General features: G+C 38.7%; 22 protein-coding genes. 18 read left to right on the forward strand and 4 right to left on the reverse strand.

Annotation, left to right across the window (positions count from 1 at the left end; genetic code table 11):
• Nucleotides 1-29: 29 nt before the first annotated feature.
• Nucleotides 30-284: a 30S ribosomal protein S20 gene (rpsT, locus tag GQR93_RS05925; RefSeq protein WP_003555260.1), complete on the reverse strand. Its 255-nt coding sequence runs from the start codon at nucleotides 282-284 to the stop codon at nucleotides 30-32.
• Nucleotides 285-524: 240 nt separating this feature from the next.
• Between rpsT and rpsO the strand changes: the two genes are divergently transcribed.
• The 10 genes from rpsO (at nucleotide 525) to argH (ending at nucleotide 12,079) form a co-directional block, all read left to right on the forward strand.
• Nucleotides 525-794 carry a 30S ribosomal protein S15 gene (gene rpsO, locus GQR93_RS05930; protein WP_003555262.1) on the forward strand — a complete coding sequence of 90 codons (270 nt, stop codon included), beginning with the start codon at nucleotides 525-527 and terminating at the stop codon, nucleotides 792-794.
• A gap of 186 nt (nucleotides 795-980) precedes the next feature.
• Entirely contained in the window at nucleotides 981-2,717 is a 1,737-nt protein-coding gene (locus GQR93_RS05935) for a ribonuclease J (RefSeq protein WP_003555266.1), read from the forward strand.
• Between the two features lie 114 nt (nucleotides 2,718-2,831).
• The gene (locus tag GQR93_RS05940; RefSeq protein WP_003555268.1) at nucleotides 2,832-3,761 is read left to right on the forward strand and encodes a hypothetical protein; all 930 of its coding nucleotides are present in this window, start codon (nucleotides 2,832-2,834) and stop codon (nucleotides 3,759-3,761) included.
• 182 nt (nucleotides 3,762-3,943) lie between these two features.
• Nucleotides 3,944-5,131: an elongation factor Tu gene (gene tuf / locus GQR93_RS05945; protein WP_003555271.1), complete on the forward strand. Its 1,188-nt coding sequence runs from the start codon at nucleotides 3,944-3,946 to the stop codon at nucleotides 5,129-5,131.
• 182 nt (nucleotides 5,132-5,313) lie between these two features.
• Nucleotides 5,314-6,651: a trigger factor gene (gene tig, locus GQR93_RS05950; RefSeq protein WP_003555273.1), complete on the forward strand. Its 1,338-nt coding sequence runs from the start codon at nucleotides 5,314-5,316 to the stop codon at nucleotides 6,649-6,651.
• A gap of 201 nt (nucleotides 6,652-6,852) precedes the next feature.
• On the forward strand, nucleotides 6,853-8,100 hold the full coding sequence (gene clpX / locus GQR93_RS05955) for an ATP-dependent Clp protease ATP-binding subunit ClpX (protein ID WP_035444955.1): 1,248 nt from the start codon (nucleotides 6,853-6,855) through the stop codon (nucleotides 8,098-8,100).
• 102 nt (nucleotides 8,101-8,202) lie between these two features.
• A complete protein-coding gene (gene yihA, locus GQR93_RS05960) occupies nucleotides 8,203-8,790 on the forward strand; it encodes a ribosome biogenesis GTP-binding protein YihA/YsxC (RefSeq protein ID WP_003555277.1) in 588 nt (195 codons plus the stop codon).
• A complete protein-coding gene (locus GQR93_RS05965) occupies nucleotides 8,787-9,098 on the forward strand; it encodes a nucleoside triphosphate pyrophosphohydrolase family protein (RefSeq protein ID WP_003555279.1) in 312 nt (103 codons plus the stop codon). The genes yihA and GQR93_RS05965 overlap by 4 nt, the downstream gene beginning before the upstream one ends.
• Nucleotides 9,099-9,398: 300 nt before the next feature.
• Nucleotides 9,399-10,694, forward strand: coding sequence for an argininosuccinate synthase (locus GQR93_RS05970; protein WP_003555281.1), 1,296 nt, complete (start codon nucleotides 9,399-9,401; stop codon nucleotides 10,692-10,694).
• Nucleotides 10,694-12,079 (forward strand): argininosuccinate lyase, encoded by a 1,386-nt coding sequence (gene argH, locus GQR93_RS05975; protein WP_159298721.1) that lies wholly within the window; start codon nucleotides 10,694-10,696, stop codon nucleotides 12,077-12,079. The genes GQR93_RS05970 and argH overlap by 1 nt, the downstream gene beginning before the upstream one ends.
• Before the next feature lie 173 nt (nucleotides 12,080-12,252).
• Here the strand turns inward: argH and GQR93_RS15265 are convergent, their stop codons facing one another.
• The gene (locus tag GQR93_RS15265) at nucleotides 12,253-12,411 is read right to left on the reverse strand and encodes an SPJ_0845 family protein (RefSeq protein WP_003555285.1); all 159 of its coding nucleotides are present in this window, start codon (nucleotides 12,409-12,411) and stop codon (nucleotides 12,253-12,255) included.
• A 198-nt stretch (nucleotides 12,412-12,609) separates the two neighbouring features.
• On the opposite strand from GQR93_RS15265, the gene GQR93_RS05980 reads away from it, so the two are divergent.
• The 5 genes from GQR93_RS05980 to GQR93_RS06005 all read left to right on the forward strand — a co-directional run bounded on the left by GQR93_RS05980 (nucleotide 12,610) and on the right by GQR93_RS06005 (nucleotide 20,290).
• A complete protein-coding gene (locus tag GQR93_RS05980) occupies nucleotides 12,610-14,076 on the forward strand; it encodes an ABC transporter substrate-binding protein/permease (protein WP_003555287.1) in 1,467 nt (488 codons plus the stop codon).
• Nucleotides 14,066-14,815: an amino acid ABC transporter ATP-binding protein gene (locus GQR93_RS05985; protein ID WP_003555289.1), complete on the forward strand. Its 750-nt coding sequence runs from the start codon at nucleotides 14,066-14,068 to the stop codon at nucleotides 14,813-14,815. Before GQR93_RS05980 ends, GQR93_RS05985 begins: the two co-directional genes overlap by 11 nt.
• 235 nt (nucleotides 14,816-15,050) lie before the next feature.
• Nucleotides 15,051-16,883 carry an excinuclease ABC subunit UvrC gene (gene uvrC, locus GQR93_RS05995; protein ID WP_035444957.1) on the forward strand — a complete coding sequence of 611 codons (1,833 nt, stop codon included), beginning with the start codon at nucleotides 15,051-15,053 and terminating at the stop codon, nucleotides 16,881-16,883.
• Between the two features lie 127 nt (nucleotides 16,884-17,010).
• Nucleotides 17,011-18,321, forward strand: a complete 1,311-nt coding sequence (gene obgE / locus GQR93_RS06000) for a GTPase ObgE (RefSeq protein WP_003555295.1) — start codon at nucleotides 17,011-17,013, stop codon at nucleotides 18,319-18,321.
• 31 nt (nucleotides 18,322-18,352) lie between these two features.
• Entirely contained in the window at nucleotides 18,353-20,290 is a 1,938-nt protein-coding gene (locus GQR93_RS06005) for an acyltransferase family protein (protein WP_003555297.1), read from the forward strand.
• 182 nt (nucleotides 20,291-20,472) lie between these two features.
• On the opposite strand, the gene GQR93_RS06010 is transcribed toward GQR93_RS06005, so the two are convergent.
• Together GQR93_RS06010 and GQR93_RS06015 are read right to left on the reverse strand one after the other, a co-directional pair.
• Nucleotides 20,473-21,228: a hypothetical protein gene (locus GQR93_RS06010; protein ID WP_003555299.1), complete on the reverse strand. Its 756-nt coding sequence runs from the start codon at nucleotides 21,226-21,228 to the stop codon at nucleotides 20,473-20,475.
• 11 nt (nucleotides 21,229-21,239) lie between these two features.
• Entirely contained in the window at nucleotides 21,240-21,527 is a 288-nt protein-coding gene (locus GQR93_RS06015) for a hypothetical protein (RefSeq protein ID WP_003555301.1), read from the reverse strand.
• A gap of 118 nt (nucleotides 21,528-21,645) precedes the next feature.
• Between GQR93_RS06015 and rnz the strand changes: the two genes are divergently transcribed.
• From rnz to recJ, 3 genes are all read left to right on the forward strand, one after another.
• On the forward strand, nucleotides 21,646-22,590 hold the full coding sequence (gene rnz / locus GQR93_RS06020) for a ribonuclease Z (RefSeq protein ID WP_187117450.1): 945 nt from the start codon (nucleotides 21,646-21,648) through the stop codon (nucleotides 22,588-22,590).
• 92 nt (nucleotides 22,591-22,682) lie between these two features.
• Nucleotides 22,683-23,105 carry a LapA family protein gene (locus tag GQR93_RS06025; protein WP_003555305.1) on the forward strand — a complete coding sequence of 141 codons (423 nt, stop codon included), beginning with the start codon at nucleotides 22,683-22,685 and terminating at the stop codon, nucleotides 23,103-23,105.
• A 15-nt stretch (nucleotides 23,106-23,120) separates the two neighbouring features.
• Nucleotides 23,121-25,451: a single-stranded-DNA-specific exonuclease RecJ gene (recJ, locus tag GQR93_RS06030; protein ID WP_159298722.1), complete on the forward strand. Its 2,331-nt coding sequence runs from the start codon at nucleotides 23,121-23,123 to the stop codon at nucleotides 25,449-25,451.
• The last annotated feature ends 4 nt before the right edge of the window (nucleotides 25,452-25,455 follow it).

Here is a 25,455-nt window from a genome sequence, read left to right on the forward strand (position 1 = left end):
GCATGTAAGTGACTAACAACTGAAAAGTTTTATTTAGATAAACGAGCAGTAAGACGTGACTTGTCACGAGCTGCTTTATTAGCTTTAATTAATCCCTTTGACTTAGCATGATCAATGGCACTAATTGCATTGATGTAAAGGTCCTTTACATCGTCTGAACCACTGAGTTGAGCTTTTTCAAACCGTTTAACAGCTGTTCTGTAAGTACTCAATTGAGCTGCGTTACGTTTTTGGGCTTTTTCATTAGTTTTTACTCGTTCGATAGCTGACTTGATAATTGGCATTGGATTCACCTCCGAAAGATTTCTTGGTAAAATTATTAAATTTCAACAAGCATCATTATACAAAACTGTAAGGATGATTGCAAGTCGAACCCAAATGGAAACGGAAAGATTTCCTTGTATTTAATAGATAAATTAGGTATACTGTCTTTTGTGTGTTACACGGACCTTCGACTTAGTTTACCGGTACCACTGCCGTTGACTCAGTTGTTGGATCATTTAAAGAAAAGGTGGAAATTAATTATGGCAGTTACACAATCAGAAAAAGACGCACTTATCAAAAAGTACGCTCGTCACGATGGCGATACAGGTTCTGCAGAGGTTCAAATCGCTGTTTTGACTGCAGATATTAATGAAATCAACATTCATATGAAGAATCACCGTAAAGATTATCATTCACAACGTGGTCTTATGAAGAAGATTGGTCATCGTCGTAACTTGTTGGCATACTTGCGTAATAAGGATGTTACTCGTTATCGTGAATTAATCAAGAGCTTAGGATTGCGTCGTTAATATATCGACAATATCAAGTTTTCTTTGATAATTGTAAAAAGTCGCGGACAAAACATTTTTGTTTTGTTTGCGGCTTTTTTCGGTTTACAATGGAAAAATTCGGTTGTTTTGGAAAAATATGGTAAACTAATAGAAGCTGAATCCGAACGTTTAAAAAAGAACGATAAATATTTTTTGAGGTGAAACATGAAAAACGATATAAAAATTATGGCCATTGGTGGTGTCCGCGAGAATGGTAAAAACATGTACGCAATTGACATCAACGGCGGGATTTATATTTTAGATTGCGGTCTTAAATATCCCGAAAACGAATTACTGGGAATTGATGTAGTTATTCCTGATTTTAGTTATTTAGAAGAAAATAAGGATCGAATTGTTGGTGTATTCCTGACTCACGGACATGCTGATGCAATTGGCGCAATCTCATACTTTTTGAGTGAGTTTGATGTACCTGTATTTGGATCAGAAATGACAGTTGAGTTAGCTAAATTAAATGTGGCTGATTCTGAAGAGTTAAGCGGTTTTGACGACTTTCACATTGTTAGTGAACGTTCTGAAATTGATTTTGATGATGTCAAAGTTACTTTCTTTAAGACGACCCATTCAATTCCAGGCTCTTTAGGTATAGCACTTCATACTTCAGATGGTGCAATTGTATATACCGGTGACTTTAAGTTCGATCAAACAGCCGCCCCAATGTATCAAACCAATTATTCTGCTCTAACCCGCTTAGGCGATGAAGGTGTTTTGGCCTTGCTTAGTGATTCTGGGAATGCTGAAAACCCGGCACCCAGCGCTTCGGAAAAGAAAATTGGCGAGTATATCACAGAAACATTCCATTATCATGATAGTCGGATTATTGTTGCTAGTGTTGCTTCAAACATCTTACGAATGCAGCAAGTCTTTAATGCTGCTGCCGAAACTGGCAGAAGGGTCTTCTTAACTGGTCACGACTTGGAGCGAATTGTTAAAACAGCACTAAGATTGCACAATTTGAAATTACCAGTGGACGATTTATTGATTGACTCCGTGAAGGATGTCGATAAGATGAATCCTGATAAAGTGGTTATTATCCAAACAGGTAAAATGGGTGAGCCTATCAAGGCAATTCAACGAATGGCTAATAAAGAGCAGGGCGACATTAACATTGAACCTAATGATTTAGTCTTTATTACAACTACCCCCTCGACTGCTATGGAAACAACAGTTGCCAAAACGCGTGACATGGTTTATCGAGCTGATGGTGAAGTTGAGATGATTTCTGATCAAATGAATTCGTCTGGTGATGCAAGCCAAACCGATCTTCAGCTTATTATGAATTTATTAAAGCCGAAGTTTTTAATCCCTGTTTCAGGTGAATATCGCTTGTTGGAATCCCACGCACAATTAGCAAAACAAATTGGTTTTACAGATGATCGCATTTTTATCCCTGATAAGGGAGATATTGTTTCTGTTAATAAAGATGAAATGTGGATTAGTGGGAGTGCGCCAATTTCCGATACCATGATTGATGGTATTGGCATTGGTGACATTGGTAACATCGTTCTTCGAGATCGAAAAGTGCTTTCGGAAGATGGCATTTTTGTTGCTGTAGTAACGATTGATCGAAAAAAGAAGCGGATTGTTTCTCAGCCTAAGTTGACATCACGAGGATTTGTATACGTTAAAGCAAACAAGGACTTAATGAAGGAAGCTGCGGGAATTATTGAGAAGACAGTTCGCAATAATCTTGATCACAAAGAGTTTGATTGGAGTAATTTAAAGCAGGATGTTCGTGAAACCTTAAGCGATTATTTGTATAAGCAAACGAAACGTCGCCCGGTTATTCTTCCTGTTATTATGGAAGTTAATCAGCATCATAAACGTACTAATAAAAAGCATTCAAAGAACGCTGCCAAAAGTACAGCTAAAGAAGAAAATTAATTTTAATATCTTTATAACAAATAATCAGAGGTTGGGGGACAGAATGTTATTTTTGTTCCCCCAGACTCTGATTTGTTTTTAAAACACCTTTTTGTAATTAGTAACGGAGGGAATATGAATAAATTTTCCAAAAATGATCAGGTTATCTTTTGGAGTGCTGAAGAGGACCTTGATGATCAAAAATTCCATCAGGTATTGAACAAAACGGAGCATCTAGAGGCAAAGTATCCTGACGACCTTCGTATTCACTTACTGATGGCGCAAGCTCTTTTTGCTTTGCATGAGTCTGCTGATGCCTATCGCATTATCTTTGATTATCGTGAGCAGCTTTTCGAGGTTCCCAAATATTTACCAGCTGTTTTTCATATTGTGCTAGAAAATAATGGATTTATGTTTGCCAGAGAATTCTTGCCGAATGTGTCGTCAACTCAAAGGCTGAAATGGCTTGCCAAGATTGAAAATGCAGAAGAAAAATATCGAGAAAAAGACAGAAATGACTTGAATAACAAAATGAAAAATTTAGCACACTTGGGATCATTGGATGCCTATAAACAGGTTCACGGCATTAATGATGCGCTGAAGATGCCATTGAAAGAGTATTTGACAGCAGCTAAATTGCTTCTGTCCGATCCATTTGGGTGGCAGGTTTCCAAAACCCAGGTTTTGCTTGAATTAAATGCAGTTGGAAGTGGGGAAACGATCGATTTAACTTGGATTGATAAAAATAGCTATCATCTTCCTCTCAATGAACTGAAACCGTTAACCGCTTATCATGTGCTTATTGATGCGTTGAGGGAAATCGATAAACAATATGGAGCCGATGATCCTATTAAGTTTCAGTTACTCGAAAAAGAACTCTTTACGCAAAGCAGTTATATTTATCCTTTCTTTGATAAGGTTATTCAAGATTCTAAGTTCTGGGTTAAAATTATCGTAGCTGATTTATTTGGCGATCACTTAGAGGCAAACACACCGGCTCAGCGAGAGATGCTGGGATGGATTAAACAAATTCATCAAGCAGAAAGCTTCATAAAATTCGTTTAATGAAAAATATTTCGAGAAAACGATAATAATCTGTTTACAAACAAATTAAGTACCGATATAATACTTAAGGATTCTTCGAAATTAGACTGCTTTGTCTTTTCAAGAAGATGTAGTATAATATCATTTAGAAATGCATTGATGCGAATTGATGTAATTCTTGAAAACAACAGGAGGTTTCATTAATGGCAAAAGAACATTATGAAAGAACAAAACCCCATGTAAATATTGGTACTATTGGCCATATTGATCATGGGAAAACTACTTTGACTGCTGCAATCACAAAGGTATTGGCTTCTAAAGGTCTTGCAAAGGCTGAAGACTATGCTGATATCGATGCAGCCCCAGAGGAACGTGAACGTGGTATTACGATCAACACTGCTCACGTTGAGTACGAAACTGAAAAGCGTCACTATGCGCATATTGATGCCCCAGGACATGCTGACTACATCAAGAACATGATCACTGGTGCCGCTCAAATGGATGGTGCCATCTTGGTTGTTGCTGCAACTGATGGTCCTATGCCACAAACTCGTGAGCATATCTTGCTTGCCCACCAAGTTGGTGTTGATTACATCGTTGTCTTCTTAAACAAGACTGATTTAGTTGACGATGACGAATTAATTGATTTGGTTGAAATGGAAGTTCGTGAATTACTTTCTGAATACGATTATCCTGGTGATGACATTCCTGTTGTCCGTGGATCCGCTCTTAAGGCTCTTGAAGGCGACAAGGAACAAGAACAAGTTATCCTTGACTTAATGGATATCGTTGATGAATATATTCCAACTCCAGAACGTGATGACAGCAAGCCATTCTTGATGCCTGTTGAAGACGTATTTACGATCACTGGTCGTGGTACTGTTGCTTCAGGACGTATTGACCGTGGTGTTGTTAAGATTGGTGACGAAGTTGAAATCGTTGGTTTGAACGATGCTCCTTTGAAGTCAACTGTTACTGGTTTGGAAATGTTCCGTAAGACACTTGATGAAGGTCAAGCCGGCGATAACGTTGGTGTTCTTCTTCGTGGTATCGATCGCGACCAAGTTGTTCGTGGACAAGTTCTTGCCGCACCTGGTTCAATTCAAACTCACAAGAAGTTTGAAGGCCAAGTATATATCTTGACTAAAGAAGAAGGTGGCCGTCATACGCCATTCTTCTCAAACTACCGACCACAATTCTACTTCCATACTACCGATGTTACCGGTGTTATTGAACTAGAAAAGGGCGTTGAAATGGTTATGCCTGGTGATAACGTTACATTCAATGTTGAATTAACTAAGCCAGTTGCCATTGAAAAAGGTACTAAGTTTACCATCCGTGAAGGTGGCCATACTGTTGGTGCCGGTATTGTTAGTGACGTTAAAGACTAATTTCGCTAATTAATATTGAAAAGCTGTGAGGAGTGATCCTTGCAGCTTTTTTATTTATCATATCAATTTGTCTACTTTAAATTCATTTAGCATTTTACATTTTGTTATTAATACGTTAAAATAACAATGTTATGCAATTATGAATTGTAAAAAAATATGTTTGTCGTCTCGGAGGAAAAAAGATGTCTGCAAAATGGGAAAAGAAGGGTACCAACGATGGTGAATTAACTTTCGAAATTGGTACTGATTCTATCAAAAGCGGTTTAGACCGTGCATTTAAGAAAAACAAAAACAGTATTCGGGTTCCTGGATTCCGTAAAGGAAAAGTACCTCGTGCCATTTTTAACCAAATGTATGGCGAGGAAGCATTGTATGAGGATGCTTTAAACATTCTATTGCCAGACGAATATTCAAAGGCTGTTGACGAAGCAAAAATTGAGCCAGTTGACCAACCAAAGATTGACGTTGAATCAATGGAAAAGGGCAAACCATGGGTTATTAAGGCTAATGTGACTGTTAAGCCGGAAGTAAAACTTGGTAACTACCAAGGATTAAGTGTACCAAAGCAAAATACCCGAGTTTACCAAAAGGATATTGACGCAGAACTTGAAAAGAAACGTCAAAACGAAGCAGAACTAGTTCTTAAAGAAGGTAAAGCTGCTGAAAAAGGCGATACGGTTGTGATCGACTTTGACGGAACTGTTGATGGCAAGCCATTTGATGGTGGCAGTGCTAAAAACCATTCCTTGGAACTTGGATCAAATTCGTTTATTCCAGGCTTTGAAGACCAATTAGTTGGCCATAAAGCTGGTGATGAAGTTGACGTTAAGGTAACATTCCCTGATGATTATCAAGCAAAGGATCTTCAAGGTAAAGACGCGATCTTTAAGACTACTATTCACGAAGTAAAAACAAAGGAATTGCCTAAATTAGACGACGATTTTGCTAAAGATGTCGATGAAGACGTAGATTCACTTGATGAGTTAAAAGAAAAGATTAAAGACGATCTTAAGACTCAAAAGAAAAATGAAGCTCGTGAAGCAATTGAAGATGCTGCTATTAACCAAGCTGTTGACAATTCAGAAGTTAAGGATATCCCACAAGCCATGCTTGATGAAGATATTCAACGACAAATGGATCAATACCTTGCAGGTATGCAACAACAAGGGATTAATCAGCAGATGTATTTCCAATTGACTGGTACAAAGCCGGAAGATTTGAAGAAACAATTTTCTGATGGTGCTGAGCGTCGTGTTAAGACCAATCTTGTTCTGGAAGCAATTGTGGATGCAGAAAAGATTAATCCAACCGAGGATGATCTCAAAGCTGAAGTGAAGGATCTTGCCTCACAATATGGCATGAAAGAAGACGCTGTTCGCAGTGCTTTGACTGATGACATGCTCAAGCATGATATTGGTATCAAGAAGGCTATTGACTTGATCGTTGATTCTTCGAAACAGGATGCTAAAGCTAAAGAAGAAAAATCTGATACAGATAAAAAAGATAGTTCGGAAAAGTAAACGTCTTTTCTTTAAAAGATCCGTTTTAATAACGGGTCTTTTTTTGAAGTGAACCCTTCTAATTGCAATTTGACTATTATATGTTAAAGTTACGTATAGTTGGAGAGTGAATAGGGCTAATTTTTACTGTGGTCGGTTTTATTCTTGGTCTCCATTGTTTGACCAGAATTAACTTCCAACTCTAATGGAGGAGTGAATATATTGTTCGAAGATAACGAATCAAATGGACCAATTACCTGTTCTTTTTGTGGTAAAACTCAAGATCAGGTAAAAAAGATTGTTGCTGGTCCAGGCGTTTACATTTGTAATGAATGTATCGATTTGTGTAAAGAGATCATTGATGAAGAACTAGCACCAGAGAAAACTTCAGAAGATTTATTGAAGGTGTTGACACCTGCACAAATCTTGGACAAACTAAATGAGTTTGTGATTGGCCAAGGAAACGCCAAACGTACTTTGGCTGTAGCCGTTTATAATCATTATAAGCGGGTAAATGAAATGATTAGCGATCCAAATGATGACTTGGAATTACAGAAGAGTAACATTTGTGTCATCGGACCAACGGGTTCTGGTAAAACCTATTTAGCCCAGACACTAGCTAAAATTTTAAATGTCCCATTTGCAATTGCCGATGCAACGACTTTGACGGAAGCCGGTTATGTTGGTGAGGATGTTGAAAACATTCTTTTGAAATTATTGCAAAATGCAGACTATGATGTTGATAAAGCTGAAAAGGGCATTATTTACATCGATGAAATTGATAAGATTGCAAAGAAATCGGAGAACGTATCAATTACACGAGATGTTTCCGGTGAGGGTGTTCAACAAGCATTATTAAAAATTCTTGAAGGCACGATTGCAAATGTACCGCCTCAGGGTGGTCGTAAGCATCCGCAACAAGAATTCATTCAAATTGATACAACCAACATTTTGTTCATTGTTGGTGGTGCGTTTGATGGGATTGAAGGAATTGTTAAGAGCCGACTTGGTGATAAAACAATTGGGTTCGGCACAGATTCTGATGAAGCTAAATATGTCAATTCAAAGAATATTATGCAGTCAGTTATTCCAGAGGATATGTTGAAATTTGGGTTAATTCCTGAATTTATTGGCCGACTCCCAATCCTGACAGCTTTAGATAAGTTGGATGAACATGATTTGGTTAGAATTTTAACTGAACCAAAAAATGCACTTGTTAAGCAATATCAAAAATTGATTGAGCTAGATGGTGCCGAACTTGAATTTCAACCAGCTGCTTTGCAAAAGATGGCACAACTTGCGATTTCTCGAAATACAGGTGCCCGTGGGCTCCGTTCAATTATCGAAGATGTTATGCGTGATATTATGTTTGATTTACCAAGCAGAAACGATGTTTCTAAGGTGATTATTACACCAGAAACCGTTACAAATCATACAGAGCCGCAACTTGTTCTGAAAAAGGCATCGTAATTAAAGGGGGTCTGATGTAAACTTTAATCAGTTTACCGTCAGGCTCTTTTTTTGTCTAAAATGAGATTTTGCATTATTTGAAAGGAAAGGAACGGTGATCTAATGGACGTACAAAACGTCGATTTAACGATTAGTGCAGTGGAGGCAAAGCAGTACCCGAATACGCGGTTTCCAGAAATTGCATTTGTCGGACGCTCCAATGTTGGGAAATCTTCTTTAACAAATGTGTTAATTAATCGAAAAGGATATGCACGAACTTCCAGTCAGCCGGGGAAGACGCAGACACTTAATTTTTACAATATCGAGGATAAACTTTTCTTCGTTGACGTGCCAGGATATGGTTATGCTAAAACGTCGAAGGCTAATCGTGAAAAATGGGGTAAAATGATTGAGAAGTATTTAACGGAAAGAGAACAATTGCGAGGGGTCATTACGCTGGTTGATGGTCGTCATGCGCCAACCAATGACGATGTATCCATGCATGAATGGTTGAAATACTACGGTATTGAAATTCTGACAGTGGCCACCAAGATGGATAAGATTGCCAAAGGCAAATGGAACAAACAAGAGTCCTTGATTCGAAAAACACTTAATTTGGATGCCAATGAAAAACTGATTTCTTTTTCTGCATTAACCAAACAAGGAAAGACAGAAATCTGGCAATGGATTGAAGGGAGAATGCATCAATGAATTTTGATGATTATCAAATGGCTGCCAATCGTACTTTGATGGGGAAAGAGCAGGTCCTTACTAACTGTGTTTTGGGGCTAACAGGGGAATCAGGTGAAGTTGCTGACCTTGTCCGAAAATATACTTTTCAAAGTACAAAATTAGATAAAGGCCAACTGACAAAAGAATTGGGAGATGTTTTGTGGTATCTCTCGCAAATTGCTGAATGGGCTGATATTCCTTTTGACCAAATTGCTTCTGAGAATATTAAGCGATTGAAGCAACGCTACCCGTCATCAAAGGGTGGCCTGAATCAAGTTAATCTGTAATAATTATAAATAAAAAAATAAGATGCTTTAAATAAGTAGATTAGGTCAGCCTGTATTTTGACCTAATCTACTTGTTTTTGTTTACAAAGAATTTCGGTTGTTATGTGATTAAATTCTTATCGTTTTCTAAGTAAGCGTCTGATTTGAAAAGGTTATCAGTGTACAAGATACGCGCCAAAATGCATATTAAACTTAATATTTAGAAAAATAATGAATAAAACGCAAAAATGGTTGCAATTAATGAATATCGGTGTTAACCTCATTACTAATTGATAATTAAGAAATTCGAGGTATTTATAAATGACAGAAAATAAAAAAGTAATTTTAGCTTATTCAGGTGGTCTGGACACATCCGTTGCTATTCCTTGGTTAAACGATAAAGGTTACGACGTTGTCGCTTGTTGTATAAATGTTGGTGAAGGTAAGGATCTTAACTTTATTAAGCAAAAGGCACTTAATGTTGGGGCTGTCGAAGCATATGTTATCGATGCTTTGGACGACTTCGCAGACCATTATGCGTCTGTTGCGTTAAAGGCTAATGCAATGTATGAAGGGGCTTATCCGTTGATTTCAGCATTGTCACGTCCACTTATTTCAAAGGCATTGGTTGACCTTGCTCATCAAGAACATGCCCAAGCAGTTGCTCATGGCTGTACTGGTAAGGGGAATGATCAAGTACGTTTTGAAGTTGCAATTCACAGTTTGGATCCACAGCTTGAGGTTCTAAGCCCGGTACGTGACTGGCACTGGTCTCGTGAACAGGAAATTGAATATGCAAAGAAACATAATATTCCAATTCCAATTGATTTGGATTCACCATATTCAATTGATGCAAATATTTGGGGACGGGCCAATGAAGCCGGTGTCTTGGAGGATCCATGGCATAGTGCGCCGGAAGATGCGTTTGCCATTACAAATGCATTGGAGGATACACCTGACAAACCCGCAGTTGTTGATTTAACCTTTGTTAAGGGACTTCCAACTGAGCTAAATGGTCAACCGATGAAATTCTCAGAAATTATCCAGCAATTAAATACTATTGCTGGCGAGCATGGAATCGGCCGAATCGACCACATTGAAAATCGTTTGGTGGGTATCAAGTCTCGCGAGGTTTATGAAGCCCCGGCCGCAACTGTTCTTCTTAAAGCACATAAAGAGCTTGAAGATCTAACTTTCGAACGTGACTTGGCTCATTTTAAACCAACGGTAGAGAAACAATTGAGCGAGCTGGTCTATAATGCACTTTGGTTCTCTCCTTTGATGGATGCTTTAAATGCCTTTATTGACAAGTCACAAGAAGTCGTTAGCGGTGTTATTAAAGCACAATTATTTAAAGGAAATGTCACAATTCTCGGTCGTAAATCGGGTTCCTCACTTTACGACAAGGACTTGGCAACTTATACGGCATCAGATTCATTTGATCAAGAAGCTGCCAAAGGATTCATTAAGCTTTGGGGCCTTCCAACACAGGTTTATTCACAAGTTCAACTTAAAAATAAGCAGTCCCAATTTGTAAAAGCAGTCACTGAGTCACACGCCGAAGACAAGGTTACTATTCAAGGAAATTACTCTTCTCAAATGGGAGCAAAGAAATAATGAGTACAAAGAAGCTTTGGGGTGGTCGTTTTCAGGAGCAGGCATCAAAATGGGTTGATGAGTTCGGTGCATCGATTTCGTTTGATCAACAAATGGCTGATGAAGATATCGAAGGGTCATTGGCTCATGTCAAGATGTTGACTTATACAAAAATTCTTAATAGTAAAGATGTGGATCAAATCGTGGCTGGTCTGGAAGAACTTCGACAGGAGTTACACGAAGGTAAGCTCACCTTTACAGTTGAGAATGAAGATATTCATATGAATATTGAGGCACTCTTAACTGAGAAAATTGGGCCGGTTGCCGGAAAGCTCCATATGGCTCGTTCACGAAATGATCAAGTAGCGACGGATTTTCATTTATATGTCAAAAATCGTTTACCAAGGATCATCGATGAAATTACAACGCTTCAAAAAACGCTGGTATCAATGGCGGCACAAAACGTTGAAACAATTATGCCAGGGTACACGCATCTTCAACACGCACAACCAATTTCTTACGGTCATTATTTAATGGCTTATTATCAAATGCTGAAGCGGGATAAAGAACGCTTTGAATTTAACATGAAGCATACGGATATGATGCCTTTAGGAGCGGCTGCATTGGCTGGTACGACTTTTCCGATCGATCGGGAATACACAGCTAAAGAGCTTGGATTCGGACAAGTATATGCAAATTCTCTGGACGCTGTTTCTGATCGAGATTTTGCATTGGAGTTTTTAAGTAATAGTTCGATTTTGATGCTTCATTTATCACGTTTTTGTGAAGAAATCAGTATGTGGGTAAGCCACGAATTTAAGTATCTTGAGTTGAGTGATGCCTATACAACCGGTAGCTCAATCATGCCGCAAAAGAAGAATCCTGATATGGCAGAACTTATTCGTGGAAAGAGTGGCCGTGTGTATGGGCATTTAATGGGACTGTTAGCCACTATGAAGTCATTGCCACTTGCGTACAATAAAGACCTCCAAGAAGACAAAGAGGGTGTCTTTGATACGGTTAAGACGCTCCTGCCTTCATTAAAGGTCTTTAACGGGATGCTTAAGACTGCCAAACCAAACGTTGAACGTATGAAGCATGCGACTGAAAATGATTTTTCAAATGCTACTGAATTAGCTGACTATCTTGCTGCCAAGGGTGTACCGTTTCGTGAAGCCCACGGTATTGTGGGGCAGTTAGTGCTTAAGGGGCTTCAAACGCACAAAAACCTTCAAGATATGTCGCTTGAAGAGTTGAAAGAAGCATCCCCTAAAATTGAAGCAGATGTTTACCATGACCTTAAGTCAGAGGTGGCTGTAGAGCGTCGCCATTCGTTAGGTGGAACCGGTTTTGACCAAGTAAGAATCCAAATTAAAAATGCCAAGCAGGAATTAAGCGATTCGTAGATTAGAAAACCTCTGCTGGTTTGTTTTAATAGGGTCTTTCAAAAATTAACTATTGGGTCACATTATCATTAATGCAGAATAAAAAAACGACTGATGACAATAGTGGAAAATTGTCATCAGTCGTTTTTATAATGAAGTGGATAATCGATGAATCCTCTAATGGATAAAGGATATTACTTTTTTTCTGGTCGTTTCTCGTTTTTCTGCTTCTTATCTTTATCGTTTTTCTTATGCTTCAAAAACTTGTCCCGCTTATCATCGTCGAGATTCATTTCAGCAAATTTGCCGAAGATGGCGTCCAGGTCGTCCTGTCGATTAATCTTGAGTGCCATTTAGTTCATCTCCTTATCTCTTTTCGTGATAATCATATCAAAATTAAACAGGAAAGTCACTTTTATTGGTTAATTTTGCATATATGCATTATATCGAACATAATATGAATAAAAACGACTAATTTTCAATTTTTATTGCATAAACAATAAAAATGAGGTAGTATATTCTGTATTATCTGTTTGAGAGAGGGAAAGTTGATGAAAAAGCTTAAAGCAATTATTCAAATGATGCTCGTTTTTGTGACCTTACTGACTGTTAGTGCCATTCAGACTAATAGTGCGTCGGCTGCGGACAATTCACTTCAAAGAGTTAAGCAAAGAGGCGAATTGATTATGGTAACCAGTCCGGATTATCCACCCTATGAATTCCAAGTGAATAAGGGCGGCAAAAGCCGAATTGTTGGAATGGATATTGACGTTGCCAAAAAAGTGGCTAAAGATTTAGGCGTAAAATTAGTCATTAAAAGTATGAATTTTGATTCACTGTTAGTGGCAATCCAAACCGGAAAAGCCGATATGGCCATTGGTGGGATTAATCCAACCAATGAGCGTCGTCAAAGTGTTGATTTTTCGGACATTTATTATTCGGGAGGTCAAAGCTTCCTGATTAATTCAAAAGATGTAAATAAATATAAAAGCGTGAAGAACTTGCGTGGTGGTAAAATTGGTGCCCAAACAGGAACGTTACAGTATGGTTTGGCAAAGAAACGGATTCCCGGAGCTACAGTTAAAGGAATGGATAAATCCACCGATTTGGTTTTGGCACTTAAGACTAACAAAATTGATGCTTTGGGAATTGAAAAGCCAAGTGCAGAAGCTTATGTCAAAAATGATCCAAGTCTTAAGATGATTCCTTCTGGATATCACCTCAATAAAAATGATATTGGCGCTGCAATTGCCTTTAAAAAGGGCTCTACAAGTTTGGTGAATGCCGTTAATAAGAGTATTGTCCAGATCAAAAAGAAACATTTAACAGACAAATACTTAGCTAGCGCAGGGAAGTATATGAAAGTTAACACCGTTAATACATCAATGTTTCATTACTGGAAGTATTTTGCCAGTGGTGTTGAGTACACAATCCTGATTTCGTTAGTTTCAACATTCTTTGGTGTTTTGATCGGAGTAGTTTTAGCTTTAATGCGTTTCAGCAGACAGAGGTGGTTGCGCGGGCTTGCAATCAGCTACACTGAATTTATTCGAGGAACGCCTTTGATGGTTCAAGTGATGTTTGTCTATTTCGGAATTGGCGTGATCATTAATATTCCGGCTTTGATTTCAGGAATGATTGCCGTTTCGCTGAATAGTGGTGCTTATGTTGCCGAAATCATTCGAGGTGGCATTAATTCTGTTGGTAAAGGTCAAACAGAAGCAGCGGAAAGTTTGGGATTAACTAAAGGTGATATGATGCGATACGTCATTTTACCTCAAGCGTTTAAAAATATTTGGCCGGCATTGGGGAATGAATTTATTTCGCTCATTAAGGAAAGTTCAATCGTCTCCATTATCGGGGTTACCGATCTTATTTATCAATTGAATATTGTCCGTGCCGACACGTATCGTGGTGTTATGCCGATATTCGTAGCGATGGTCCTTTACTTCCTAATGACATTCTTATTAACAAGATTATTGAATCACTACGAAGGGAAGATGAAACATGCAGGATAAAGCTGTAATTGAAGTTAATCATTTAAATAAAAAATTTGGTGAAAATACGATTTTAAAAGATATTAATGGTACAGTGAAATCCGGTCAGGTGATTTGTGTGATCGGTCCTTCCGGTGCCGGTAAAAGTACTTTTTTACGTTGCCTGAATCTCCTTGAAAAGCCCACTTCCGGAGAGGTTAAATTTGATGGTACGGATTTAACCCATGTTGATGGTAAGCAGTTGTTGGATTTACGTGAACGAATGGGAATGGTTTTTCAGAGCTTTAATTTATTCCCTAATATGACGGTGCTGAAAAATTTGATGTTAGCACCGATGCGAGTGAAGCATATGACGGAGGATGAAGCTAAAAAGACGGCCATGCATTTGTTAGACCGAGTTGGACTGCAGTCTAAAGCGGAAGCTTATCCAAGCAGCCTATCGGGTGGTCAGCAGCAGCGTGTTGCGATTGCACGGGCGTTGGCAATGAACCCTGAAGTGATGCTTTTCGATGAACCGACCAGTGCATTGGATCCTGAAATGGTTGGTGAGGTTCTGGAAGTCATGCAGGAATTGGCTAATGAAGGGATGACAATGGTGGTTGTTACTCATGAAATGGGATTTGCTAAATCTGTTGCCAATCAAGTATGGTTTATGGCAGATGGCTATATTCTGGAAAAAAGTTCCCCTAGCGAAATGTTTGATAATCCACAAAATGAGCGGGCCAAAGATTTTATTGGTAAAATTATTGAAGCTAAATAGCTTTTTTCGCGATCAAGTCGTTTTATTAATGGACAAACAATAAAGTAATGTGATTGTTACATTTGAATATGAAAGCCGCATCACTTTTGATATCGGAGTGGTGCGGCTTTTTCAATCAACATGGTTGTGATATGATTCCTTTTGAGAGTGACAGGATTCGGTATTTAATAATTGAAGCAAACGTACATTCGAGTTATACTCTTATGTTGAGTATTAAGAAAGGAGTGGACATTTTTTGGCAAGCGAGTATTTAGAACATAAATTATCTTTATTACCAGGACTTCCGGGATGTTATCTGATGAAGGATATCAACGGTAAAATTATTTATGTTGGGAAAGCTAAAAATTTAAAAAATCGTGTTCGCTCATATTTTAAGAGTAGTCATGAAGGCAAAACTGCAAGACTGGTTTCAGAAATTGCTGATTTTGAAACAATTATTACTTCAACTGATAAAGAAGCGTTTTTACTAGAAATTACACTCATTCAAAAGCATCGTCCTTATTTCAACATTAAACTCAAGCAGGGGCACAGCGGTTATCCATATATCAAGATTACCAATGAACGTGATCCTCAAATTAAAATTGTTAATACGCTTTTAAAAGATGGCGCTTATTATTTTGGCCCTTATCCAAATGTCTATGCTGCGGAGGAGACGGTTAACTTTTTGCAGAAGGTTTATCCGCTTCGACGCTGCAACGGATTCCAAAATAGACCATGTCTTTATTATCACATGGGCCAATGCCTCGGTGCTTGTTTTAAAGTAGTCCCAGAGGAAGTATATGATCGTCAAATTAAGCGAATTAAGTCGTTTCTGAATGGCAATGTCGGCCATGCTAAACAAATGTTGGCTAAACGAATGGAAGATGCTTCGGCGAATATGGCCTATGAACGGGCGGCTGAAATCCGGGATTTAATTAAGTATATTGAGATAACAGTTGAAAAGCAGAAAATTATTTCGCATGACAATACACCTAGAGATATCTTTAATTATTATATGAATAAAGGATGGCTATCCATTCAAGTATTCTTTATCCGTCAATCCCGATTAATGAAACGCGAAAAGCGCCTTTTCCCAATTATTACTGATCCGGAAGAAGAAATGGTCAGTTTTATTTCACAATTCTATAAACAAAAAAATCAAATTCTGCCTAAAGAGATCCTGGTGCCCAGCTCCCTGCCTTCCGATGTTGTTAGCTCGGTTGTTGATGATGTTCCGGTAAGAACGCCCAAACGTGGACAAAAACGTGATTTGTTGGAAATGGCCGGGAAAAATGCGCAGCTTGTTCTGGAAGAAAAGTTTCGGTTGCTGGAATTGGATGAGAGCAAGACGACCGGTGCGATGAAGGAATTAACAGATGCGATGGGGATTCCAGAAGGTCACAAGGTTGAAGCTTTTGATCATTCTCACATTCAGGGTGCGGATTTGGTATCAGCAATGGTCGTTTTCGTTGACGGTCAACCCAATAAAAATTTATATCGAAAATATAAATTGAAGACTGTTGACCACGCCGACGAAGCAGCCAGTACCAGAGAAGTCATTCGGCGACGTTATACCCGACTGTTAAAAGAACATGCTCAAATGCCCGACTTGATATTAATGGATGGCGGTACGATTCAAATGAATGCGGTAAAAGATGTTTTGGTTAATGAACTTGGGTTAGATATTCCAGTTGGCGGGATGGTTAAAAACGAGCATCACCAAACGGCCGACTTGTTATTTGGCGATAGTGATACGCCACTTCATTTAGATCCCAAGAGTCAAGGATTCTACCTCCTTCAGCGAATTCAAGATGAAGTCCACCGCTTTGCAATTACCTATCATCGCAAGGTACATGCTAAAAATTCTTTGGGTTCCCGATTGGACTCAATTGCCGGAGTGGGACCAAAAACCAGAAATAAACTTTTGCGAAAGTTTGGATCTTTAAAGAAAATTTCCGAAGCACCTGTTGATGATTTGAAGGCTTTGGGAATTTCAGAAACGGTTGCTCAGACCATTAAGTTTTCATTGAGCAAAATTGATGCAGAAAGAAAAGTCGTTAATTATCAAGATAAAAAATTAATTAATTGATTCGTTATCTTTTAATCTTTTGTTCTTTTTTGCGGATTCCTTTGACCTTCTGATATAAACTCGGTATACTTCAAAAGGTAACAACTGTATGGGTTAAAGTTAAGAATTAATTTGAAATGGTGATAAGATGTTTGTTGATCAAGTAAAAATTGATGTACAAGCCGGAAATGGCGGCAATGGTATTGTTGCGTTTCGGCGTGAAAAATTTGTTCCTAATGGTGGCCCGGCAGGCGGCGACGGTGGTCGAGGCGGAAGTATCATATTTAAAGTTGATTCAGGGATGAATACTTTGATGGATTTCCGCTACCATCGTAAGTTTAAAGCTAAAAATGGCGGCGATGGCGGTAACAAGTCGATGACAGGTAAAAGTGCCGATAATTTAATTGTGCCCGTACCGGAAGGAACCACCGTAACCGATACAACTACAGGTGAGGTTATTGGTGACCTTTTGAAACCGGATCAGGAATTAACAGTCGCTAAGGGCGGTCGTGGTGGTCGTGGTAATATCCATTTTGCAAGTGCGACAAATCCGGCGCCTGAAATTGCTGAAAATGGTGAACCCGGTCAAACAGTTTCTTTGAGTTTAGAGTTACGGGTACTGGCTGACGTTGGCTTGGTTGGATTCCCATCCGCTGGAAAGTCAACGTTACTTTCAGTCATTACCAGTGCGAAACCAAAAATTGCTGGATATCATTTTACCACTCTGGTACCCAACCTTGGAATGGTTAGATTGGATGATGGCAGAGACTTTGCTGTTGCTGATTTACCAGGCTTAGTGGAGGGTGCCTCGAAAGGTGTTGGGCTCGGTTTTCAGTTCTTACGACACGTTGAGAGAACTCGGGTCATTTTACACCTTGTTGATATGTCCGGTGTTGAAGGCAGAGATCCTTATGATGATTATTTGGTAATCAATAAAGAATTAGTTGAATATGATCCGGATATCTTAAAACGGCCGCAAATTGTAGTCGCAACTAAGATGGATTTGCCAAATGCCAAAGATAATTTACAGATTTTTAAGGATAAATTGACATCAGGTCATTCCGTGGATACAGAGTTGCCTGAAGTTTTGGCTATATCATCAGTAACGCATGCCGGTTTATCGGAACTGATTAATAAAACCGCCGCTCTTCTGGATCAGACTCGCTTACAAGCACAGGAACAGCCCGAGACAGAAAGTAACACCAAGGAATACGATTTTGATAAAACTGATTCTCCGGCCTTTAAGATATCCTTTGATAAAGAAATTGATTCTTGGGTTATTTCCGGAGATAAAATTGAAAAACTGTTCAAGATGACTGATACTGAACATGATCAGAGTATGTTGAGATTCGCACGCCAAATGAGGGGTATGGGAATTGATAGTGCACTTGAGAAAGCCGGTGCTAAGGATGGAGACACAGTCACTATCCTCGACTTCTCATTCACTTATGTAGCTTAAAGTAATTTAATTAAGACAGGGAAGATTTTTAATGCAACAGGTTCGCTCACAACAAACTGGGAAAAGACTTAAGAAGAGTCGATATATAACAGGTTTTGATGGCATTCGTGCACTGGCCGTGGTTGGGGTAATTGTTTATCATTTATTGCCGTATAACCTCCAAGGTGGTTATCTTGGTGTGCCGACGTTCTTCGTTGTATCGGGTTATTTGATTACGGATTTATTGTTACAAGAGTGGGAGCAAAATGGCAAAATTGATTTTTGGGGATTTTATTCCCGGAGATTAAAACGGTTATATCCTGCTTTAGTATTTATGCTGGTGGGAACCGGCACGTACATAACCCTTTTTGAACGATCGCTTTTGACTAATTTAAGGTCGATTATTACTACTAATATGCTGTATTTATATAATTGGTGGGAAGTCGGTCATGGACAAAGTTATTTTGACAGGTTCAACGGAGAATCACCATTTACCCATTTATGGTCATTATCAATCGAAGGGCAGTATTATCTGATCTGGCCGTTGATTTTAATTGCCATGATTTTAATCATTAGAAGAAAAAAGGTAATCGCTTATATTTTACTTGCTTTGGCGGCTATATCGGGACTGTTAATGGGCGTTCTATACACTGGTCCGGATGCACTGAACCGTGTTTATTATGGGACTGATACGCGAATGTTTTCAATTGTATTTGGCGCTCTACTCGCGATTATCTGGCCATCTACTCATTTGCGGAAGAATATTTCTGGAGGATCCAGATGGACGTTAAATGTCATTGGAATCCTTTCGATTGGTGTAATGGCAGTGATGTTCTTTAAACTTGCCGGGCAAAATACGTTTACCTATCGCGGTGGCATGTTTATTATGGCGGTTGTTTCTACAACGTTGGTTGCTGCATGTGCACATCCGGGGGCCGATATCAATCGGTGGTTAACCAACCCGGTATTTGCATGGATTGGTACTCGCAGTTATGGTATTTATCTCTATCAGTTTCCGGTAATGATTTTTTACGAGATGAAAATTCAGGATATCGCAGATCATCCGATTTTAAATGCGTTAATTGAAGTGGTACTCATTATGGTGATTAGTGAGCTATCGTATCGTTATATTGAAAAGCCACTTCGTCACTATCATTATAAGCAGCTTGGCCGTTCAATTACTGAGTTTGTCAAACCAAATTCACAGTTTGGACTTAAACGATTGTGGATGCTGCCCGCGTTAGGGTTAATTGGTATTTGTTTATACGGAAGCGCGATTGCACCAACCAAGGCTCAAAAAAACATACTTCAAGAAAATATTTTGAAGAACCAAAGTAAGGCAAACGCCCATAACAAAGTTGCATTGGCAAAGCAAAAAAAGGCTAAAAAACTAGCTGAGAATAAACGCAAAATGCACGCTTTAATGACCAAAAAGTTAACCCGTAAACAATATTTGATTGCTAAAAAATATCGTTTAAGCAAAGCACAATATTTAGTTGCCTCACATCAACCGTTGACGGCTGTTGGAGATTCGATTATGGCAGATAATAGTCATGATTTGCAAACGGTTTTTAAACAAGCATATGTTTCTGCCAAGGTTGGCCGACAAATTTGGCAAGCAGGGGACGTGTTAACTGCTCTTAAAAAGAGGGGGGAGCTGGCACCTAACGTTTTAATCAATTTGGGAACTAATTCACCAATGACATCTGCTCAAATCGCCAAAGTTGTCAAGACGATTGGTAAGGGACATCGGATCTTCTGGGTCAATACCCATGTTCCTACAAGAAATTGGGAAACAGAAGTCAACGCTACGCTTGGCATGGCTGCTAAAAAATATAAAAACTTTTATGTTATTGATTGGCATAGTTATAGTGTTAATCGTTCAGATTGGTTCTGGCAGGACAATGTTCATCCAAATCCACAAGGGAATATTCATTACACACATCTTGTGGCAAAAGAAATTGCACATCAGTTAATGCCGGCGAGCTGAGTTTGACTATTTTACAAGCAGGTTGATGTACACACATTCAATCAGTTTATTGTTGTAATCAAAAGAGGTACGATCAAAAAGTTGATTTTTGATCGTACCTCTTTTTGTATGGCCTGTTCACATAATTAAAGTGATCACAACTCAACATGACTCATGGGACTACTGTGGGGCATGATTGATCATTAGGAAAGTGTCACTTGTAAAGCATGAGAAGGAGCTGAAGCAATTTTAGTTCCTTTAGTATCAAATATTGGCCCAAAATTGATGGCTAAATTTGATGCTGGATCTTTATCGTAATGATAAAGATAACCGTTCATCACGAATTGGCGGGATTTTCCCGCAGGAATTTGACTACCTGCCGAAGAATCCGTTAGTTGGTTGGATGTTTGAAGCGTCTGTCCCTGATTAGTTTTAACAGAAGATACGCCATTTAAAGCGATTGTCTGCTGCTGTTGGTTGGTAACCTCATAATTAATGACAAATGTATAGTAAGTATCAGGAACACTAGACAGATTGAGTACTTGAGAAGCTGCTTGCTTTGCGGCACTGGTTTTTGCCGAGTTCTTTAATACTCGTACGTTTAGTATACGGTAAGTCACTTTATCACTGTTGAATGTTGATGAAGGCGTGGCTTTTTTTGCCAGTTGCTGCTTTGTACCAAAGCGATCATAACTAAATTGATGTTTATTGGTTAAATGACCGTCGGCTACATAATCTCTGTTCTGCTTTTCACTTTTTGGAACTTTATATTTATAATGGGTGAGACTGCTGTTCGTACTGCTTGATTCTGAAGCTGAACTATCGTCGTTAGCCATTTTCGCACTCATAGCTGCTTTTTCTTTGTTTTGATGTTGGTTGCTTTGCTTATTTCCATGACAACCAGCTAGTCCTAAAATAAGAATTGTTCCTAACGCCAGTGATACTTGATATTTTTTCATTTTTTCGACCCCTAGTAAAAAACAATTGATTTATTAACAATTCTAAACCCAAATACAAGCTGGTGGTTATTTGACGTTCGTAAATTTGTTTGTGCAGGCAACAGTCTGGTTCGAGTCATAAATTGGTCTAAAGTAATAGTAGCAGTGCCGCTTTGGGATTTTGACGCTGATCCTAAGAAAAGCACATGATCATCTCTGGTTAATTGGTTGATGGGGATAAAGTGTTCACCTTTAGAAATGAGTAGTGTCAACTTTGAATCCAAGGTGGCGCTTGCCCGGTAAAATTCATCAAGATTCATCTGCTTCACCTTCCTTACTAATGATTATTTTACCTAAATTATGATACAATTGAAATTGCTTTTCAGTGGCGTGTACAAAACCACTGATCGATTATAAGAGTTAAGGAAACGATAAATGATGCAAATTGAATTTTTAGGAACCGGAGCTGGATCTCCGGGAAAGTTTCGAAATGTTTCAAGTTTAGCACTTAGGTTACTGGATGAAATTAATTCAGTTTGGTTATTTGATGTTGGGGAGGGAACTCAACATCAAATTTTACGTTCAACGATTAGACCTCGAAAAATCGACAAAATTTTTATTAGTCATCTCCATGGTGATCATATCTTTGGCTTACCTGGATTACTGAGCAGCCGTTCATTTCAAGGAGGCTTTGAGCCGCTTGACATATATGGCCCAAAGGGAATTAAGGAGTACGTCGAAGTAAGCTTAAAAATTTCAGAAAGTCATTTATCTTATAAAATTCGATTCCATGAACTGACGAAGCAAACGAATGGACTCATTTTTGAAGATAACAAATTTTCTGTCTACGCTGCACCCCTTGACCACCGGATTTTAAGTATTGGATATCGAGTTGTGGAGCATGATCATCCGGGCGAATTGATGGTTGATAAATTGACTCAACTTCATATTCCATCAGGCCCTGTGTATGGTCGCCTTAAAAAGGGAGAAACTGTGACACTTGATGATGGACGTGTCGTTGATGGTAAACAGATGATTGGTCCTGCACAACCCGGCAGAATTGTGACAATTATTGGTGATACCCGTAAGACGGAGAATGCGGTTAAATTGGCCCGGAATGCTGATGTCTTGGTTCATGAAAGTACGCTTGGAAAAAGCGAAACCAAACTTGCAAGAAGTCATTATCACTCGACAAATGTTCAAGCAGCACAAATTGCCAAGAAAGCACATGTCAAAAAACTATTACTCAATCATATTTCTGCCCGCTATACAGGTAAATTAGTGTATGAACTTGAAAAACAGGCAAAAGTTGTTTTTCCGAATACAAAAGTTGTCAAAGATTTTGACGTGATTGACATTCCGTTTAAAAAACTTGATTCATAACGGTTGGTTTAGTTTAAAAGATATTAAGTGCAGTGATCTTTTAGATGTATTGGTTTAATTAAAGAATATTGTACAACTATGTGGCTAGGGGGATGTGCATTTTGAAAAAACAAGTTACAACAATAATCAGTATTATTCTGATTATTTTAATTGCTGTTTTTGCAATGCTGAATTTAGAAAAAGTTGACGTTAGTTTTGGCTTTACTTCGGTTGAAATGCCACTGGTATTGCTAATTTTGGTTTGTTTACTGATCGGGGCTTTGATTATTTTTCTATTTTCTTCTACGCAAAATATTCGACAAAATCGAGAATATAAAGAACTTCAGAATCAAAGTGATGAACGCCAGCAAGAATTGACTGATCAAATTAATCATTTACAAGATAGTCTTAAAGCACTGGAAACCAGATTGAAAAATTCATCCGGTAAACAAGAAATTGGTGCCAAGGATCAACAGATTAGTGATTTAGAATCAGAAATCGAGAAGTTAACTGACAAACTGTCATCCCAAAAGTAAGGTAGCGTGTTTTTTATGATTGATTCAAAATTTAAATGGCGAATTAGGCAGAATACTGATCCACAGCAGGTTCAGGCACTTAGCGAGGCATTAAAAATTGATCCGCTTATCGCATCAATTTTGCTTCAAAGAGGTGTTAGCACTGAGGAAGCTGCCCAGGACTTTTTGACGCCATCGTCGAAAGATTTTCACGACCCTTATTTGATGCATGACATGAAAAAGGGGATTGCACGAATCCAACACGCAGTTGAAAACGAAGAACAAATCACCGTTTATGGGGACTATGATGCTGATGGCATTACCAGCACTACGATTATGTATGAAGTGCTTAACGATTTAGGAGCAAATGTTGATTATTATATTCCGAATCGTTTTTCAGACGGTTATGGTCCAAACGTTGACGCTTTTGAGAAAATTATAAATAACGGTACGACGTTGATTATTACCGTTGATAATGGTGTCGCCGGAAATGAGGCAATTGATGTTGCTAACTCCTTGCATTGCGATGTGTTAGTCACAGATCATCATTCGTTACCGGAAGTGTTACCCAATGCGTACGCAATTATTCACCCACGTGTTAAAAACCAAGAGGGACGGGCATACCCGTTTGGTGACCTATCGGGAGCGGGAGTTGCTCTCAAGGTTGCTCAAGCATTAATGGAAGATTTACCAATTGATTTCATTGATGTTGCAGCTATAGGCACCGTTGCTGATATTGTGTCCCTTAAAGATGAGAATCGCGCGATTGTTAAATTCGGTTTGAATGCCATTAGAAATACACAACGTCCTGGTCTTTTGGCATTGATTAAAGCTGCGGATATTGACTTAAGCAAGTTTGACGAGCAGGATATCGGTTTCGGCATTGCACCAAGGCTTAATTCGTTGGGGCGAATCGACGATGCAAATATTGGTGTTGAGTTGCTTTCCACTTTTGACGATCAAAAGGCTACTGAACTTGCTAAATTTGCCGATCATCAAAATGATAGTCGTAAGTCACTGGTTGATGAATTTTACCAGCAAGCTGTTCAGATGGTCGAGTCTTCGGGTGATGCAGAGAATCGCTCAACCTTGGTAGTTGTTGGTGATGATTGGCATCAGGGCGTACTGGGAATTGTCGCCAGCAAATTAGTGGAGAAGTATGGTCGACCGACAATTGTTTTAACGTCTCAAGATGGTAATGATCAAGTAAAAGGATCAGGGAGAAGTGTTGAGTCATTTGATCTTTTTTCTGCTATTGACCCTATCCGAGATCAAACAATTGGATTTGGTGGTCATCATTCCGCTGTTGGGCTTACCATTAATAAAGACAAGATTTCTGTTTTAAAGGACCAGCTTGAAAAAGCGGCCGAAGACCAAGAACTTGATTTGAGTCAGAAACCAACGTTGGATATCGCTGCTAAAATTTCTGCCGATCAGATTGATAATCAGTTTATTAAAAATTTGAATGTGCTGGCGCCCTTTGGCCAGGACAACCCCAAACCGGTTTTTGAGATTGAGTACGACCAACTCATTGATGTGAAAACGATGGGAAAAACCGGTGATCATCTTCGCTTTAGCCTGGTAAAGAATAAGAGCCGTTTAACTGCAGTTGCTTTTGGCCAGGGAGCAGCTGCTGGACAACTTTCCAATGGCTCGGCTTCAATAAAAGTGTCTGGGGAAATCAATGAAAACACTTGGAATAACCACACCACTATTCAATTAATGGTGAGTGATTTGAAGCAAATAGCCTTACCAATCGTTGATGAGCGGACTCAGAAGCTTCATAAACAAATGTTTAGTCAACTTGGCACATACGTTTTTTTTCACGAAAATGTTTTTACCCAATTAAAGGGTTATATCAATGACGATTCTTCGGCTCTAATGTACGATCAATTAGCATCTAATAAAATTGTAGGGACAAAATTGTTTATTGTCGATTGCCCCGATGTTGTGGACGATTTGGCAACTGTGCTTCGCCACAGTCATCCTAAAACCACGGTTTTGTATCTGTATAAAAAGCGTTTGATTTCAAGAATAGGGATGCCAGATCGAAGTTCTTATGCTAAACTATTTAGGTTCGTTAAAAACAATCCAAATTTAAATATTGGAACTCAGTTGCAAAAACTAGCAAAGCAATTAAATCTTACTTCAAGAACGGTTGTATTTATGATTCAAGTATTTTTAGAACTGGATTTTATTACAATTCACGATAAGATCATTAATTTGAATCCTCATTATCTTTCTAAGGATTTAAAGTCGGCTCCAAGTTATCACTTGAGGCAAGAACAAGTAAAGACCGAAAAAGCGTTATTGGTCTCTAATACGAAAGAATTAGTCAGTTTTGTCAAAGGTTATTTAGACAACTGATGAA

This window comes from Lentilactobacillus hilgardii (genome assembly GCF_009832765.1).
Classification (GTDB): Bacteria; Bacillota; Bacilli; order Lactobacillales; family Lactobacillaceae; genus Lentilactobacillus; species Lentilactobacillus hilgardii.